The 16,729-nt window shown below is 33.8% G+C and carries 18 protein-coding genes; 1 reads left to right on the top strand and 17 read right to left on the bottom strand.

Annotated features, from left to right (window positions below):
* Positions 1–258: 258 nt before the first annotated feature.
* Complete coding sequence (locus ACKVOD_RS02455; protein ID WP_409207915.1) at positions 259–1,494, bottom strand: ABC transporter permease; 1,236 nt, start codon at positions 1,492–1,494, stop codon at positions 259–261.
* Between the two features lie 117 nt (positions 1,495–1,611).
* Positions 1,612–2,106 (bottom strand): YkgJ family cysteine cluster protein, encoded by a 495-nt coding sequence (locus ACKVOD_RS02460; protein WP_409207898.1) that lies wholly within the window; start codon positions 2,104–2,106, stop codon positions 1,612–1,614.
* 135 nt (positions 2,107–2,241) lie between these two features.
* Between ACKVOD_RS02460 and ACKVOD_RS02465 the strand changes: the two genes are divergently transcribed.
* A complete protein-coding gene (locus ACKVOD_RS02465; RefSeq protein ID WP_409207899.1) occupies positions 2,242–2,946 on the top strand; it encodes a class I SAM-dependent methyltransferase in 705 nt (234 codons plus the stop codon).
* 191 nt (positions 2,947–3,137) lie between these two features.
* On the opposite strand, the gene ACKVOD_RS02470 is transcribed toward ACKVOD_RS02465, so the two are convergent.
* The 15 genes from ACKVOD_RS02470 to ACKVOD_RS02540 form a co-directional block, all read right to left on the bottom strand.
* Entirely contained in the window at positions 3,138–3,386 is a 249-nt protein-coding gene (locus ACKVOD_RS02470) for a hypothetical protein (RefSeq protein ID WP_409207900.1), read from the bottom strand.
* A gap of 3 nt (positions 3,387–3,389) precedes the next feature.
* Positions 3,390–4,022 carry a 7-carboxy-7-deazaguanine synthase QueE gene (locus ACKVOD_RS02475; protein ID WP_409207901.1) on the bottom strand — a complete coding sequence of 211 codons (633 nt, stop codon included), beginning with the start codon at positions 4,020–4,022 and terminating at the stop codon, positions 3,390–3,392.
* Positions 4,023–4,146: 124 nt separating this feature from the next.
* On the bottom strand, positions 4,147–5,814 hold the full coding sequence (locus ACKVOD_RS02480) for a tetratricopeptide repeat protein (protein WP_409207902.1): 1,668 nt from the start codon (positions 5,812–5,814) through the stop codon (positions 4,147–4,149).
* 11 nt (positions 5,815–5,825) lie between these two features.
* Positions 5,826–6,734, bottom strand: a complete 909-nt coding sequence (locus ACKVOD_RS02485; protein WP_409207903.1) for a PstS family phosphate ABC transporter substrate-binding protein — start codon at positions 6,732–6,734, stop codon at positions 5,826–5,828.
* A gap of 232 nt (positions 6,735–6,966) precedes the next feature.
* A complete protein-coding gene (locus ACKVOD_RS02490; protein WP_409207904.1) occupies positions 6,967–7,755 on the bottom strand; it encodes an energy transducer TonB in 789 nt (262 codons plus the stop codon).
* Between the two features lie 51 nt (positions 7,756–7,806).
* Complete coding sequence (locus ACKVOD_RS02495) at positions 7,807–8,370, bottom strand: ExbD/TolR family protein (RefSeq protein ID WP_409207905.1); 564 nt, start codon at positions 8,368–8,370, stop codon at positions 7,807–7,809.
* Between the two features lie 18 nt (positions 8,371–8,388).
* A complete protein-coding gene (locus tag ACKVOD_RS02500) occupies positions 8,389–9,000 on the bottom strand; it encodes an ExbD/TolR family protein (protein WP_409207906.1) in 612 nt (203 codons plus the stop codon).
* Positions 9,001–9,037: 37 nt separating this feature from the next.
* The gene (locus tag ACKVOD_RS02505; RefSeq protein ID WP_409207907.1) at positions 9,038–9,856 is read right to left on the bottom strand and encodes a MotA/TolQ/ExbB proton channel family protein; all 819 of its coding nucleotides are present in this window, start codon (positions 9,854–9,856) and stop codon (positions 9,038–9,040) included.
* 314 nt (positions 9,857–10,170) lie between these two features.
* Complete coding sequence (gene queA / locus ACKVOD_RS02510) at positions 10,171–11,220, bottom strand: tRNA preQ1(34) S-adenosylmethionine ribosyltransferase-isomerase QueA (protein WP_409207908.1); 1,050 nt, start codon at positions 11,218–11,220, stop codon at positions 10,171–10,173.
* A 220-nt stretch (positions 11,221–11,440) separates the two neighbouring features.
* Positions 11,441–12,694: a 3-phosphoshikimate 1-carboxyvinyltransferase gene (aroA, locus tag ACKVOD_RS02515; protein ID WP_409207909.1), complete on the bottom strand. Its 1,254-nt coding sequence runs from the start codon at positions 12,692–12,694 to the stop codon at positions 11,441–11,443.
* A gap of 99 nt (positions 12,695–12,793) precedes the next feature.
* Positions 12,794–13,120 carry a nucleotide pyrophosphohydrolase gene (locus tag ACKVOD_RS02520; protein WP_409207910.1) on the bottom strand — a complete coding sequence of 109 codons (327 nt, stop codon included), beginning with the start codon at positions 13,118–13,120 and terminating at the stop codon, positions 12,794–12,796.
* The gene (gene dtd / locus ACKVOD_RS02525) at positions 13,117–13,572 is read right to left on the bottom strand and encodes a D-aminoacyl-tRNA deacylase (RefSeq protein ID WP_409207911.1); all 456 of its coding nucleotides are present in this window, start codon (positions 13,570–13,572) and stop codon (positions 13,117–13,119) included. Before dtd ends, ACKVOD_RS02520 begins: the two co-directional genes overlap by 4 nt.
* Positions 13,573–13,698: 126 nt before the next feature.
* On the bottom strand, positions 13,699–14,676 hold the full coding sequence (gene rsgA / locus ACKVOD_RS02530; RefSeq protein WP_409207912.1) for a ribosome small subunit-dependent GTPase A: 978 nt from the start codon (positions 14,674–14,676) through the stop codon (positions 13,699–13,701).
* Between the two features lie 145 nt (positions 14,677–14,821).
* Positions 14,822–15,346 carry a hypothetical protein gene (locus ACKVOD_RS02535; protein WP_409207913.1) on the bottom strand — a complete coding sequence of 175 codons (525 nt, stop codon included), beginning with the start codon at positions 15,344–15,346 and terminating at the stop codon, positions 14,822–14,824.
* Between the two features lie 112 nt (positions 15,347–15,458).
* Entirely contained in the window at positions 15,459–16,541 is a 1,083-nt protein-coding gene (locus tag ACKVOD_RS02540; protein ID WP_409207914.1) for a chorismate mutase, read from the bottom strand.
* Positions 16,542–16,729: the final 188 nt, after the last annotated feature.

Below are 16,729 nucleotides of genomic sequence, written 5' to 3' on the forward strand. Positions count from 1 at the left end.
TTTTAAAAATAAAAATAATGCAATTCCTAATTTTCTAAGGGCTACTAAGATACACATCTTTTCATCCTTTTACAATATAGTAAACAATTATTTTCTGAATTTTTAAAGAACGTATGCCTTAATGCGGCTGCAAAAGTAATACCTTAATTCAATTTTGCAATGCCTTTTTTAACCTTTTTTTAAAAGATTTTTTAAAATATTGAATGCGTGAACGTTGGAATGAAATCTTTTTGTGGAATTCTGAAAATTTAGTGCTTTTTAATCGAAACGGATTGCTTTTACCGGAGAAATTTTGGTTATTATATAGGAAGGGATTAACAACACCAAGAAACAAACGGCGACCGTAAGTAGATTTAATAGCACAATATATCCCCAGTTAAGGTAAACTGGCGCTTGATTGACGTAATAATTTTCTGGATTGAGCGTGATTATGCCGAAATATTGCTGAATGAGCAATAACGAAATTCCGATTAAATTTCCCCAGAACAGTCCTCGCACGATAAGATATAAGGCATTGTAGAGGAATATTTTTCTTACCGACCAATTGCTGGCACCTAATGCTTTCAATATTCCTATCATTTGCGTGCGTTCGAGGATGAGCACTAACAGCGCCACAACCATATTGATGGTAGCGACTAAAATCATTACGGCTAATATGATTATGATGTTGAGATCGAAGAGTTTTAGCCATTCAAATATATAGGTGTATTTTTCGACTATGGTTTTGCTGTCGAGTGTGGAAGATGTTTGTTCATACACTTTTTCGCCCGCAGTTTTTATGGTATTGAAATCATTTACAAAAACCTCGAATGCTCCCACCTGATCAGGCGTCCACTTATTCATTCGCTGAATGTGCCGAATGTCTCCTATTATATAAGTAGCATCAAACTCCTGGAATCCGGAATTGAAAATTCCTGTAATTTTGAATCTTCGGATGTTGGGGAGTTTATTTTGACTTTCTTTTATAAAAAATGTATTGAAAGCATCGCCTACTTTTAGATTTAACCTGTTTGCCAAAAATTGGGAAATCATCACTTCCTGATTGATGCCTTTTGAAAAATTAGGTAATCTGCCTGAAACGATATATTCCTTGAGGTTATCCCATTTGTAATCTGTTCCTACTCCTTTGAGGATTATTCCTTCGAAAGCGGTTTCGGTTCTTATAATTCCTGCTTTGCTGGCAATGGACTGAACATGGGTTACTTCGGGAACTGAAGTGAATTTTGGGTAAAAATCTTGTTTCTTGGAAATGGGGACCAGCGTAACTTCGGATTGATTGTTGTCGTAATTAGAAATAATAATGTGCCCGTTGAAAGCTGAAACTTTCTCGCGAATTTTTTGTTGCAAGCCAATTCCTGTTGCTACTGAAACAATCATCATAATCATACCAATGGCGATGGCGGATATTGCAATTTTTATAATTGGCGCAGAAATGCTGCTTTTATAATCTTTAGCAGTTATGAGTCGTTTGGCTATGAAATATTCTAAATTCAAAATTCTAAGTTTGTCACAAAGATACATAAAGTTTTTTGCCACAGATTACACAGATTTACACAGATGAAAAATAGTTTATGATACTTTTTTTAGTTGTATAAATTTATTAATTAAAAATCATAGCGGCATTTTCTTCTTCATTTCTTCGACAATATTGAAAGCCGCTGGACAAATTGCCACATTCTGCAAAGTCAAATCCGAGATTTGTTGAAACTTCTTTCTGTCGGTGTGTGGAAATTCACGACAAGCTTTTGGGCGAACGTCATAAATGAAACAGGTATTGTCGCTCTCGAGAAAAGTACAAGGCACACTTTGCAGCACATAATCTTTGTCTTCATCGACACGCAAATATTGGTCGATGAATTGCTGCGGCTTTTGTCGCAGATGTTTTGAAACACGTTCAATATCTGCAGAAGTAAATAAAGGTCCGGTTGTTTTGCAACAATTGGCACAGCTTAAACAATCCATTTTCTTAAACTCCGCATCGTGTAAATCTTGCATCACGTAATCCAAGTTTTTGGGTGTCTTTTTTTTCAGCTTATCAAAATACTTTTTGTTTTCGATATGCTTATCTTTGGCTTCTTTAGGGAGATTGTTTAGAATTTGTTTCAAGTTTCATGATTTTGATACAAAAGTAGCCAATAAATCTTGAAAAACACACCCCTAACCCCCCTCAAGAGGGGAATAGATACTTCTTATTAATAACTAAAAAACCGAGGGGAGATTGCTTCGTTCCTCGCAATGACTATGAAAGACCTTTTCGGAAAAGCCATACTCGATTTTCAAACCAATAATTCCCCCGAGGATTTAATTACCGAAACCTCCATTTCTGAAGCAGATGAAATGAGCGTTGCCTATCTTTTTAGAAGCTATGACGAAATGCCAAAATTAGAGCAAAAAGCGTTACAATTGGCCAAAGGCAAAGTTCTCGATGTGGGTTGTGGCGCAGGAAGCCATAGTCTGACTTTGCAAAATGATCGGAATCTCGATGTCACTTCAATAGATATTTCACCAAATGCGATTCAAGCTTGCCAACTTCGCGGCTTGAAAAATGCCAAAGTACAAGATATAATGACATTGGAAAACGAAAAATTCGATACCATTTTATTATTAATGAATGGAACGGGGATTTTTGGAACACTGAAAGACACTCCTGACTTTTTACAAAAATTGAAGAATTTACTAAATCCAAATGGTCAAATACTAATAGATTCGTCGGACATTATTTATATGTTTGATGATGATGACGAAAGATGCAAATGGGTTTCTGGCGATCAATATTATGGTGAATTGACATATACAATTACTTATAAAAACGAAACCGAGAAAACTTTTCTGTGGCTTTATCTTGATTATAATACTTTACAAAATGCGGCTTTCGCCAATGGATTACAATGCAAATTGATTCTGGAAGGAGAACATTATGATTATTTGGCGAGGCTTAGCTTCTAAACAAAAATCAGAAAAATCAAACACTAGCTATTTTTGACTTTTCTGATTTTATTTAAGGAACTGCAATCCTTAACGGAAAAAAATATTTCACTTTAACAGGTTTACCATCCTTTATAGACGCCTTCCATTTACCATTTGTTGTTTTAAAACTCTAATTAATTCTTCAGCCGTTCCATAACCTACATTTTCAACTATCTTAAAATCGCCAATACTCCCATCTTCATTAACAAAAAATTAACAAGCACTTTGCCCTTCAAACCTGGCACATCAGGAAGTCTGTAATTCTGCGCTACATATTGATACAATTTTGTCTCTTTAGGAACAGGAACAACATCCTCCTTGATTTTAGCAATTAACAAACTATCACTCTGTTTTGTTTCCTGCCCTAAAGAAATTTGGATAAAACAAATAAAAACTATTAAGATAAAATATTTATTCATAATTTAAGGAATATTTAAGTATTTATGGGTTTGCAAAGAAACGCGCCATTTTGGATTATTCATTACATAATCGACAATAAGCGGTGTCATTTCTTCTTTTTTGCTCCATTCGGGCTGAAGGAATAAAATAGCGTTCTGATTCACTTTTTCGGCTTGTTCTTCCGCGAAAATGAAATCATGTTTGTTAAAAATAATCACTTTTAGTTCATCTGCATTTTCATACACTATTTGAGTTGGCAGTTTATTTTTCTTTGGCGAAAGACAAATCCAGTCCCAAACTCCTGTTAAATTATAAGCTCCTGAAGTTTCAATATGTACTTTAAGATTATTTTTTTTTAATTCCTGAGTTAGCAAACTCATATCCCACATCAAGGGTTCACCACCAGTAATTACGATCGTGTCTGCATATTTTGTAGCATTGGCAACAATGTTCCCAATATTGGTAGGCGGATGCAACTCAGCATTCCAACTTTCCTTGACATCACACCAGTGACAGCCTACATCGCAACCACCAATTCTTATAAAATAAGCCGCTGTTCCAGTATGATATCCTTCGCCTTGAATAGTGTAAAACTCTTCCATTAAGGGAAGCATTGTGCCTTTATTTACGGCTAATTGTATTTCTTTTGATAACATTTCTATATTTTAAAGCGCAAAGATAGTGAATTAGGATTTTAGGATTTTGAAATTGAAAAATAGTAAAACAAAAAAAACCGATAGTTTCAGAACCATCGGTTTTAAAAATTTTAATTAAAAAATCCTATTTTAAGAATGCCAACAATTCTAAAGCGCGCTTGTCTGCTGGATCTATTTCTAAAGATTTAGCTATAAACTCTTTTGCTTTTAATTTGTCCGCGGTCAAATAAGTAGATGCAATATTGTTATAGGATTCAATAAATTTTTTCTTTACAGTAGGTTTAGCAATTTCTTCTGCCCCTTTTTCAGTGGCTTTGGTAATATAATCTTCATACGATTTTTTCATTACCTCATTGTTTTCAAGTAATGCGTTTACTCTAGCTTTGTAAATATATGCCTCTTGATACGCTGGAGAAGCTGCAATTACATTTGTAAATGCGGCATCAGCTTTTTTTAATGCTATAGAATCTGGTGTTTTATTGCTTTTATTATTATCATAATACAATGCTAATCCGTAATAAATGTTATCATCTAAATAATTTTTTCCTTCTTTATTTGTAGAACCCAATTCAAATATTGTTGCAGCTTCATTGTAAAGTTTTTGAGTAAATAACTTTTTCCCTATTTCATTCAAATCCTCTACCGCCAAAGGCTCCATCTCGATAGCTTTTTTAATATCGATTAAACCCGCATTAAAGCTTGTTGGATGAATTGACAATCCATCAATTGCGATTCCTTTTTTTATTTTAGCTAGACCTAAACACAAATAATCTTTAGCAATGATTTTATTTGTAGGATTTGATGTAAAACTTTCTAATGAATTTAATGCTACGTCAATGTTTCCATTTTCATAAGCAGAGTACCCTAAATAACGAAATATTCTAGGATTAACTTTATCTAATTCTTTCATTTTATTAGCTTCAACCTCTAATGCTTTATAATCTTTTACCAGAATAAGAAAGTCGGCATGGCGCATTCTAGAATTTAGAGAATAATCCGTAAAGCTCATGTATTTTTCATAATTCTCGATGGCACTTTTCATTAAATCTACTGATTTAGAAGGCTTGTTTCGACCCCATTTGTAATACGTTTCAGCCAATTCTCTATAAACCGGGCCATAGTTTGGGTTTATTGCAATTACTTCGTTATAGGCTTTCAAAGCTTCGTCATAAGACTTAGCATCTTTTAGCAAAACACCCAATTGCATTTTGGCTCTAATTAAAGTATTATCTGCCTGAAAAGCATTTCTATATGCCACATAAGCATCGTTTTGATTTTTATCTCCGTAGTGAGCGTCGCCTAAAGCTAATTGAACTTGAGCATCTAATGGGCTAGTCAAAGCAGCCTTATTTAAATAAGAAAGCGAAGTTTTGTAATCTGGCTTTGAGATATTCATATAAGCTCTACCAATATATATATTTTCTTCAAAATCTTTTTTTCGCATATCTTTTGTTGCCAATGCAAATAAAGTTTGTGCTCCTGTAACATTTCCATTTTCAAGCTCAATCTGCCCTAAACCAATATTGTTAAATTTTCCGCCTTCGGTTCCTATAAGTCCTTTTTGAAAATAAATTTTAGCTGAATCAATCACACTTTGATTAAGGTAAATATTTCCTAAGAGAAATGCAGCTTTACCATTTTCTGGTTTCACTTGAATTATGGATTTCAATATTAATTTTGCTTTTTCAAATTGCTCTGCATCGATTGCTTTTTTGGCTTGATCAACATCTTGTGCATATCCAAATGAAATGGAAGCAAATACAGCAATGCTAAGCGTTTTAAATGTGTTCATTTGTTGGTGTATTATTTATTAATTATTTCTTTTCTAATATTAAATCTTCGTCCTGGAACTTTGATGGGTAACAAGCCTGATTTCAGAATTATTCTTTGCCCGATATCTCCCGCAACAAAGGAAGCAAACCCCATACCTAAACCAGAATTTCCTTGACAATTGATGACATACAAATCACGTGCCAAAGGATATTGGCCTTCTGCCAAATTATTTTGAGTGGGTTCAAAATAATCTTTTCCAGTAAGGTTTTTTACAGCCAGTATATTTACTTTATCGACAAACTCTTGCATCTTTGGTGATGGTTGCGACAACCAATTAACACCAACAACTCCTATCATTCCATCATTTTGAGCAACAAATCGAATTACTTCTTCGTTAGTTTTAAACGAATATACCGCTTCGGTTCTCATTGTTTTGATTCCTGCAATGGTATTCATAAACCGAACCGTACTTGAATTTGGATTATCAAACACTAGTCCCTTTATCTTTGAACTAGACTTTCCTTGCATAAAAGAAACCACATCTTGTAACGCGATTAAGGTATCCTTATTATTTTTGTTGGCAATAAAAGCTATTGCATCAATAGCTATTTTAGTGGTTCTCGGAATAATTTTCTTTTGTTCAAATAGCTTTTTTTCATTATCTGAAAGTTCACGAGTTAAAACAGCGATACCACTTTCTTGTTTAATTAATGAATTTAGGACTTCTGATTCAGATTCTGAAATTATAGTAATATGAGCATCATAATAACTTTCAAAAACAGCTATTTGGTCTTCAATTACAGGTACAAGAGTTTCATCAACTAAGATTGATGTACTTCCTTTTATAATGGTTTCTTCCTTATTTTGCTCTTTTTTAGAACAACATACAATAAGAAGTGCTAAAAAAGCGGAAATTAAAAAATTTATTATTTTAGACATCCTTAGTCTTTATTTGAATTAAAAAATCGTAGAAACCTTAAAAAAGAATACACTATTAAAATAACACCAAAAGCAATTCTATAGTTAGGTTTCATTAGGATTGGAAAGTTTTTCCAAAAAATAACTATCATTCCCAAAACAAAATAAAGCAAAAAAAACAGTAGACCTATAACGAGAAGAAACCGCTCTTTGAGCGATTTCTCCATAAAATTATTGTAAACTTTAATTAGCACTATTCAGCAGATTTAATGGTAATTGGTAAACTATAGGTACATCTAACTTTTTTACCGTTTTGCTCTCCTGGAGCCCATCTTGGACATTTTTTTAAGACACGAATTGCTTCATTTCCTGAACCAAAACCCACATCTCTAAGTACTTTAATATCAGTTAAATTACCGTCTTTTTCAACTGTAAATGACACAAATACTTTACCATTAATCCCTTCTTCTTCTGGCACATTAAAATTTTTACCAACAAAGCCATAAAATTTATCCATACCTCCAGGAAATTGAGGTTGTAATTCAAGTCCGGCAGAATTATAAACTGTATTGTCTTCCTCAACTACTGCACCAGTTCCTGTACCTACAGGCTCTACAGTTAATTCAGCGTCTGGATCTCCTTTTATGGTTTCAGCGCCAATTTTCTTGTCTTTGATTTCTACAACCTTAGGCGGCTCTTCTGTTACCTCTTCTGCTTTTGCAACCACTGGTTTCACAAACTTCACCTGGTCAACTTTTGGCGGCGGTGGCGGCGGTGGAGGTAAATTTTCTTTTGGCTTTTCTTTAGGAGGCAGTTTTACTGTAGTGATTTTAATATCGTTATTCGCATCATCAGTCGATTCAGGAATCAAACTAATAATAAGCGGAGCACTAACAGCTAGAATAAAAAACAAACTTCCAATAATCAGGGCTCTATAAGTGGTCTTATTATTAGTTGTTCTTAATTCGTAGGCACCATAACTTAGGTTACGTCCTTCGAATACTATATCAACCCATTGTCTTTTAAATAAATCTAATTTCATTTGTAGCTATTTATTTCTTGATTATAAAGCTAGTAAGGTTTAAGATTACTCTTATTTACCTACTAACAATTTTGCTTCTTCGGGTGAAAATTCAGGAACAATAGCATAGGTTTCAACTCCTGCAATCGCCATTTCGTCTAGTATATCAACTAAGTTACGATAATTTGATTTTTTCGTAGGTTTAATAATTACTATAATTCCATTTGCAGGTTTTCCCTTCGCAGTTGAATAGGCTAAAACCGACTTTTTTCTAGATAAAATTTCTTTACGAATTCCTTCTTTACCATAAGTAAACTCTTTTGGAGCTCCACCTGCAACTGGTGTTGCTAATAAACCAACATAGCGAACTATTTTATTATTATCGGCTAACATAATAGTCATCGTACGATTTTCGTCTACTTTAACATCTTTCTTTTTGTTAGGGTCATCTTCTTTATCTGGCAACCCCAAACTCATAGATTGTGGTTTAGACAAGGTTGTGGTCAACATAAAGAATGTAATTAATAAGAATGCCAAATCTACCATAGCAGTTAAATCTACTTTAGAGTTTTGTTTTTTACTTCTTACTTTTCCACCTTTTCCGCCGCCACCGTCGCCGGTATTTAATTCAGCCATTTTAGTGTAATTTTTTAATTAGTTGTCTTTTCCTTCCAATCCAGTTACCAAGCTAAAGCTGTTAACTTTCTGGTCTTGTAAAATATCCATTACTTTTTTTATCGTTGGATATTCTTCTTTTGCATCTCCTTTTATTGCAATTTGCAATTCCTTGTCATTTACTTCAATATTAGCAGTTCGTGCAAATTGAACCCAATCTGCTAATTGATTATCCAATGAATCTTTAGGAATTCCAGGTTGATCAGCCTTACTTCTATCAGCGCTTTTCATATCCAAAATTTGCTTTAAACTTTGAATAGGAACTCCAAAACTTTCCATTAAAGCAAACTTTGTTAAATCATCTTCTGAAAATGCTAACTTATATTTTTGACTCATAAATTCAAGAGTTTTTTTACGAATCTCTCTTCCTTTTAAATCAAAAAACACTTTGCCTTTTCCTACTGTAAGCGTAGCTAAATCCGTATCGGGTAATTTAGTTTGCACTGTAGATGCAGGAGTATCTACTGGCATTACTTCAGGAACTTTAGCTGTGGCAGTCAAAATAAAGAAGGTAAGCAAAAGAAAAGCTACATCACACATCGCCGTCATATCGGTCGATGCTGATTTTTTATTCATTTTTATTTTTGCCATTGTTTTTTATATAGTATTGATAAATAAATATCAAAAATTATTGTTTTAAGCTACCTCTAAATTTTCTGTAAGTATTAACGATAGTTGTACCAGCTTCGTCAATGGAATAGGTTAAATCGTCAATTTTAGAAGTAAAAAAATTGTAAGCAACAATAGCCAAAATAGAAGTAGATATTCCTGTTGCGGTATTAATCAATGCCTCAGAGATACCTGTTGCTAATGCTGCTTGATCAGGAGTTCCTGCAGATGCTAATGCACCAAATGCTTTGATCATCCCTGACACCGTTCCTAATAATCCTCCAAGAGTTCCTAAAGAAACTAAAGATGAAATTATTGTCATGTTTTTTTCCAACATTGGCATTTCAAGTGAAGTTACTTCTTCTATTTCTTTATGTATAGTTTCTGAAGCTTCTTCGCTATTAAAACCTTCTTTTTTAACATCTTGATACTTTACCAATGCAGATTTGATAGCATTTGCTACTGATCCTTTTTGTATGTCACATTGACCAATTGCATCTTCAATTTTACCGTCTTTAATATCTCCTTGCACTTTTTTCATGAAAACATCCAGATTTCCAGTTCCTCCAGCTTTAGAAATCACTAAAAATCTTTCGATTGAGAAAACAAGAACCATCAACAACATACCTAACAACACAGGCACGATAAATCCCCCTTTATATACTTGTCCTAATGTATTTATTGGATGACCGGTCTCAGGATCGCCTCCCTCAAAGTTTGCTGCTGCTCCCATAACAAATTTCCATATCAAAACACCAACAAATACACATGCTACAATAATAATTGCTGAAATCATTCCCCCACCATTTGAACTGTTTTCTTTTTTAACGTTTGCCATTTTTTTAATTTTTAGTAGTTTTAAATAATTTATTTTTTAATTTTTGTATTAATAATTGAAAGGCAAATTTAATTTTTTAGTTTAAATAAAAAAACTTTTTTCAATTTATAAATCGTTATTATAACAAAAACGTTTTCGTTATTACTTTATTGCGCAAAATAGTATTGAATAACAATATTTTACCCTAAAAAAAACTGTTCCTGATTTTTTCGTTAAATTAGGTAATACAATAAAAAAATATCACTATTTCTAGTAAGATTAATTTAATTTTCTTTGAAAAATCCTAACTCAAAGCAGATTAGGAAGTATGAAATTTATATTATTAACATCGCATCGCCATAAGAATAGAATTTATATTCTTCTTTGATAGCTTCTTCATAAGCTTTTTTCATTAAATCATGACCACAAAATGCTGAAATCATCATTAACAAAGTAGATTTAGGCGTATGGAAATTAGTAATCATGCAAGTTGCTAAACTGAAATCGTGTGGTGGAAAAATAAATTTATTCGTCCATCCATCAAAAGGGTTTAAAGTTCTTTGCGAAGAAACTGAACTTTCTATTGCTCTCATTGATGTTGTTCCTACAGCACAGATTCTTTGTTTCTTTGTTTTGGCTGTATTTACAATATCACATGCTTCTTGGGAGATTTTTAATTCTTCTGAATCCATTTTATGCTTTGATAAATCTTCAACCTCAACTGGATTAAAAGTACCTAAACCTACATGAAGGGTCACTTCGGCAAATTTCACACCTTTAATTTCTAATCTCTTTAACAAATGCTTAGAAAAGTGCAAGCCAGCAGTTGGTGCTGCTACCGCTCCTTCTTCTTTAGCATAAATAGTTTGGTAACGGTCTGCATCTTCTGGGGTTACTTCTCTATTTATATATTTAGGAATTGGGGTCTCTCCGAGTTCTGTTAATTTATTTCTAAATTCTTCATAAGAACCGTCAAAAAGAAACCGCAATGTTCTTCCTCTTGAAGTGGTATTATCAATAACTTCAGCTACTAATGAATCATCGTCACCAAAATATAATTTATTTCCAATTCTGATTTTACGGGCTGGATCAACTAATACATCCCAAAGTCTTTGTTCGGCATTTAATTCTCTTAATAAAAACACTTCAATTCTAGCTCCTGTTTTTTCTTTATTACCATACAAACGAGCTGGAAAAACCTTAGTGTTATTTAATACTAGAACATCGCCTTCGTCAAAATAATTGATAACATCTTTGAATGTTTTGTGTTCGATTGTTCCTTTTTTTCTATCGATTACCATCAAACGCGATTCGTCACGGTTTTCGGCTGGATATTCTGCTAGAAGTTCTTTTGGCAAGTTGAATTGAAAATGTGATAATTTCATTTGGGAATGTTAGAAGTTAGATGTTACGTAGTTAGAAGTGTTTTTGGCTTCAACTTTAAAACGTGTGCAAATATACGATTGTGAGATAGGCGTTGTCAAGTGTTTCGCCGTTTATTTTTGTTTTTACCACAAAGACGGGAAGTCACGAAGTTTTTTTCCTCACCCCGACCCTCTACAAAGGAGAGGGAGACGAAATTCGATATTGACTCGCAATAAATGGTTATTTTTCTGAAATTTCGAATCCTATATTTTTTAAATCCTTCCAAAAATCTGGATAAGATTTAGAAACCACTTCGGCATTTTCGATAATTATGGGCACTTTTAAAGCCAAAGGAGCGAATGCCATCGCCATTCTGTGGTCGTTATAAGTAGCTATTTTCACATTCGGATTGATATGAGTTGCGGCTACAAGAGTCAAACTATCATTCGTTACCGAAATGTTCGCTCCTAGTTTTGTCATTTCGATTCGAAGTGCTTCCAATCTATCGGTTTCCTTTATTTTCAGGGTGTGAAGTCCAGTCAGATGACAACCAATTCCCAACCCAAGACAAGTTACCACAATGGTTTGTGCGATATCTGGAGAAGAATTCAGATTGCAGATTAGAGATTGCAGCCCCGTAGCTTCGGGAGCAACTTTCTGTAAAACAATGTTGTTATTTTCAAAAACAGTTTCTACTCCAAGATTTTTATATATTTCGACCAACGAGCTATCGCCTTGCAAACTATTTTGTTTGTAACTCGAAAGTGTAATTTGTGTTCCAATTTCAGATAAGGCTACGATACTAAAAAAGTAAGAGGCTGAACTCCAATCAGATTCGACCGTCATCACTTTCGATTCTACTTCTTGTTTTGGATATACTTTAATAACATTTCCATCAAAACTGGTTTTAATGTTTAAATCATTCAGTAAGGCCAAAGTCATTTTGATATATGGAATGGAGGTGATTTCACCAACCAAAGTTAATTCGATTCCGTTTTCGAGTTTTGGAGCAATGAGCAACAATGCCGAAATATACTGACTGCTTACATTGGCAGGAATACTAACTTGGTTTTTCGTGATTTTTTGTCCTTTGATTCGAATGGGCGGATACCCTTCTTGGTTTTCATACGAAATTTGCGCTCCTAATTGTTGCAAGGCTTCGACCAAAACTTTTATAGGACGCTCGGTCATTCGTTGCGAACCTGTAAGCACTACTTCGCGACCTTCGTTTACAGCAAAATAAGCGGTTAGAAATCGCATTGCTGTTCCTGCGTGATGAATATCTATAATTTGGGTGTTGGGTTTTGGGTTCTGGGTGTTAGGAACAAGAGCTTTCATCATCACTTCGCTATCATCAGAATTGGAAGTGTTTTCCAAAGTAATATTAGGAAACAAAGCTTGTAATAATAATAGTCTGTTGGTTTCAGATTTTGAACCTGTAATTGAGATTGCAGATTTTGAATGACAAGTTGAAGGTAGAAGATGTAAATTCATTTTTTTTATTTTTTACCGCAAAGAAGCTAGAGTCGCAAAGGTTTTTAAGTTGCGCAATTTACTACTAGTCATTCGAAATTCATAATTTAAAATTCATAATTATTTTAGTTTTTCGTTGTTTTTATGTCGGTCTTTATCGCGAACTGATTTTAAATCCATTTTCTTATCGAAAGCGGCTTGCAAATCAATTCCGGTTTGGTTGGCCAAACATAAAACCACAAAAACCACATCGGCTAGTTCTTCGCCTAAATCCTTATTTTTATCAGATTCCTTTTCAGATTGTTCACCGTATCGACGGGCAATAATTCGGGCTACTTCGCCTACTTCCTCAGTAAGTTGAGCCATATTGGTGAGTTCATTGAAGTAGCGAACGCCATGTTCTTTGATCCAATTGTCAACGTCGAGTTGGGAATTTTTCAGGTTCATAATTCTTTATTTTTACTATCCATTATTATCGTCACAGGGCCGTCATTTAAAAGTGCTACTTTCATATCGGCACCAAAAACGCCAGCTTGTACTTTTTTCCCAAGTTCAATTTCTAAACTATTTACAAAATTCTCGTATAGTGGAATGGCAATATCTGGTTTAGAAGCTTTTATATAGGAGGGCCGATTTCCTTTTTTGGTCAAGGCTTGAAGTGTAAACTGGCTAACTACAATTATATCGCCATCACTGTCTTTTACAGACAAATTCATAACGTCGTTTTCATCTCCAAAAATACGAAGATTAGTTATTTTTTGGCACAACCAATCGATATCTATTTGCGAATCAGCATCTTCAATTCCAACTAACACCAGTAATCCTTTTTGGATTTCGGCCACAATTTTAGAATCAATAGTTACGGAAGCGGAAGAAACTCTTTGAATTACTACTTTCATAGCCCCCTAACCCCCAAAGGGGGAATTGTAACCGAACAAAAAAACAACCTTACTTTTATCATAATTATATTATTCTCTTAATTTTTTTAAGTAATTGCAGGTATTCCCCTTCGGGGGTTAGGGGGCTTACTCCCTAGTTTTATCGCTAATAATTCGGTCTTCATTATGAATATCGGTACGATAGTTCTCATCGTCCCCTTCCAAAATTTTCAAGTAACTTCTATAGCGTGACCAAGCTATTTCGTCATTTTCTAAGGCAGTTTTGATAGCGCAATGTGGCTCTTCTTTGTGCAAACAATTATTGAATTTACATTGGTCTTTCAACTTAAAGAACTCCGGAAAATAACCACTTATTTCTTCCTTTTCCATATCAACAATACCAAATCCTTTGATTCCTGGTGTGTCTATGATTCGAGCATTAAAACTTAAATCATACATTTCGGCAAAAGTGGTTGTGTGCTGTCCTTGCTTGCTGGCTTCGGAAATTGTTTTTGTTTTTAGATGCAAAGAAGGTTCCAAAGCGTTGACCAAAGTCGATTTTCCCACACCAGAATGCCCAGAAAACATACTCACTTTGCCAATCATCATTTCTTTCAACTTGTCTATTCCTATATTTTCTTTGGCAGAAACCCGAAGGCATTTATATCCAATTTCTTGATAGACGTGCTGCATATACAATTGTTCATCAAGAGTAGCGTCATCAAAAGTGTCAATTTTATTGAAAACCAATACCGTTTCAATCCCATAAGCTTCGGCGGTTACTAGAAAACGGTCAATAAAATTGAATGTTGTTGGCGGATTATTTATAGTTACAAGCAAAAAAACACGATCAATGTTCGATGCAATGATGTGCATTTGATGTGATAAATTCACTGATTTTCGAACGATATAATTCTTTCTGTCGTGAATATTATGAATGGTTCCCGTTACCGTATCTGAACTTTCTTCGTGTTCGTAATCTACAATATCGCCAACAGCAATAGGATTGGTGCTTTTAATTCCTTTGATTCGGAACTTTCCTTTCATACGGCATTCGATAAAATCACCTTGCTCGGGTTTTACAGTGTACCAACTTCCTGTGGATTTATAAACGATTCCTGTCATTAAGAATTTTTGATTTATTATCTAATTCTTTACAAAGATAATTAGTTTAAACTTGTAAACTATTAAATTGTATCTCTGGATAAACTTGATAAAAAAAAGACTGCTCAAATAAAGGAGCAGTCTTGAAATTTAGTTTTATAAAAAACTAGTATTTATATCCAATTCCTTTTTTAATAGCTTGTGAACCTCCTATTGCATTAGAATTTGCCCCTACAGTTGACTTATCTGCGGTCATCAATATAAATGGACATCCGATTGCTGCAGCTGCTTTTTTTAGTTTCATTTCAGCTTTTTTGTCGCCTGTATTTCCTGTGTGATAATTGATTAACCCTGTTTTTCCTCTTACTTCTTCTCCTTTTTTAAGACCAGCTGCGTATGCTTTATCTTCTAAAATAACTACTTTTTCCCAATCGGCTTCAGTTGAAACTACAATTTTCTCGGTAACTTCTTCAACTCTACCACTTTTTCCATAAACAATTTTTTCAACTGCATATTTGCTGATCGTGTTTTCAGCATCTTCACCATCGTATTTATATACAATCGTGTATTCTTCAACTTTTATTACTTTTCCTTTTACAATCTCACCACTATGTTTGGTAATAATATCAACTTGAGCATTAGCACTAATTCCTGCTATTAACATAGCGAATACAAAAATAATTTTTTTCATTTGTTTCAATTTTTTAAAGTTTTTTTAATTTTTTATTGCAAGCAATGATATAAAAAAAATCCTACACTTCTTGTTAAAATACAGGATTTTTTACAATAAAAATTAATTTTAATTAGCTATTCAACACTTTCTCTTGGTGTCCAATACTTTCTTGGTGAATGTCTTTGAATAATCTAATAATAAATTCTTCCGTCAATCCCTTTTTACCGCCTTCGGCAATCATTTTTGCTTGTATTTCATTCCAACGATTGCTTTGCAGAACAGCTACATTATTGTCTTTTTTCACTTGCCCAATTTCGTCAGCTACTTTCATACGTTTCCCTAAAAGTTCCAATAAATTAGCATCCAGAACATCAATGTTTGCTCTTAATTTTGTCATTTTTTGGTCAAAATCAGGCGTATCACCACTTACTTTTCTCACTTTCAAATCTTTAAAAATTTGTTTTAGGGTGTCTGGAGTAACTTGTTGTGCAGCATCACTCCAAGCGTTGTCTGGATCGTGATGTGTTTCGATAATCATACCGTCATAATTCAAATCCAAAGCTTCTTGCGTTACTTCAAGAATCATTTCACGGTTTCCTGTAATGTGAGATGGATCGATAATTAAAGGTAAATCAGGGAATTTATTTTGCAATTCAATAGCAATTTGCCATTCTGGAATGTTTCTGTATTTTGTTTTTTCGTAAGTAGAAAACCCTCTGTGAATCACTCCTAAATTTTTGATTCCAGCAGCATACAAACGCTCCACACCACCTAACCATAAAGCCATATCTGGATTTACTGGGTTTTTTATCAATACAATTTTATCCGTTCCTTTTAAAGTATCAGCAATTTCTTGAACCGCAAATGGATTTGCAGTTGTACGAGCACCAACCCATAAAACATCGATATCATTTTCTAAAGCTAATTTACAGTGTGCAGCTGTAGCCACTTCCGTTCCCATTAGCAATCCAGTTTCTGCCTTAGCTTTTTTCAACCATTTCAATCCAATTTCACCAACACCTTCAAATCCTCCTGGACGTGTTCTTGGTTTCCAAATTCCTGCTCTAAAAACGCTAACGTCAGAATCTTTCAATTCATGAGCAATTTTCAATACTTGTTCTTCTGTTTCAGCACTACAAGGTCCTGCTATCACGAATGGATGAGTTAAATTGAATTCATTCAACCAATTTCTCATTTCTTTCTTGTTTTCCATCTTCTTTAAATTTATTTTTTTGTTTTGTTTTTTGTTTTATTTTTCTTTTTAACTGCAATCTAAAAAATGCAATCTGCTTACTTTTTCATTCCGTTTAATATTTCTTTTATTTTATTCACACTTTGCATTTCGTTAAAAATCGCATCGTAATCTTCATTCTCTAATAACTCTTTAAACTTGGACAAATT

This window comes from Flavobacterium sp. (genome assembly GCF_046155325.1).
Taxonomy (GTDB): Bacteria; Bacteroidota; Bacteroidia; order Flavobacteriales; family Flavobacteriaceae; genus Flavobacterium.

Bases quoted from the DNA above. Each gene is read 5' to 3' on its own strand.
- ACKVOD_RS02465 (WP_409207899.1), top strand. From the start codon at position 2,242: ATGAAAGACCTTTTCGGAAAAGCCATACTCGATTTTCAAACCAATAAT.
- ACKVOD_RS02470 (WP_409207900.1), bottom strand. From the start codon at position 3,386: ATGAATAAATATTTTATCTTAATAGTTTTTATTTGTTTTATCCAAATT.
- ACKVOD_RS02475 (WP_409207901.1), bottom strand. From the start codon at position 4,022: ATGTTATCAAAAGAAATACAATTAGCCGTAAATAAAGGCACAATGCTT.
- ACKVOD_RS02480 (WP_409207902.1), bottom strand. From the start codon at position 5,814: ATGAACACATTTAAAACGCTTAGCATTGCTGTATTTGCTTCCATTTCA.
- ACKVOD_RS02485 (WP_409207903.1), bottom strand. From the start codon at position 6,734: ATGTCTAAAATAATAAATTTTTTAATTTCCGCTTTTTTAGCACTTCTT.
- ACKVOD_RS02490 (WP_409207904.1), bottom strand. From the start codon at position 7,755: ATGAAATTAGATTTATTTAAAAGACAATGGGTTGATATAGTATTCGAA.
- ACKVOD_RS02495 (WP_409207905.1), bottom strand. From the start codon at position 8,370: ATGGCTGAATTAAATACCGGCGACGGTGGCGGCGGAAAAGGTGGAAAA.
- ACKVOD_RS02500 (WP_409207906.1), bottom strand. From the start codon at position 9,000: ATGGCAAAAATAAAAATGAATAAAAAATCAGCATCGACCGATATGACG.
- ACKVOD_RS02505 (WP_409207907.1), bottom strand. From the start codon at position 9,856: ATGGCAAACGTTAAAAAAGAAAACAGTTCAAATGGTGGGGGAATGATT.
- queA (WP_409207908.1), bottom strand. From the start codon at position 11,220: ATGAAATTATCACATTTTCAATTCAACTTGCCAAAAGAACTTCTAGCA.
- aroA (WP_409207909.1), bottom strand. From the start codon at position 12,694: ATGAATTTACATCTTCTACCTTCAACTTGTCATTCAAAATCTGCAATC.
- ACKVOD_RS02520 (WP_409207910.1), bottom strand. From the start codon at position 13,120: ATGAACCTGAAAAATTCCCAACTCGACGTTGACAATTGGATCAAAGAA.
- dtd (WP_409207911.1), bottom strand. From the start codon at position 13,572: ATGAAAGTAGTAATTCAAAGAGTTTCTTCCGCTTCCGTAACTATTGAT.
- rsgA (WP_409207912.1), bottom strand. From the start codon at position 14,676: ATGACAGGAATCGTTTATAAATCCACAGGAAGTTGGTACACTGTAAAA.
- ACKVOD_RS02535 (WP_409207913.1), bottom strand. From the start codon at position 15,346: ATGAAAAAAATTATTTTTGTATTCGCTATGTTAATAGCAGGAATTAGT.
- ACKVOD_RS02540 (WP_409207914.1), bottom strand. From the start codon at position 16,541: ATGGAAAACAAGAAAGAAATGAGAAATTGGTTGAATGAATTCAATTTA.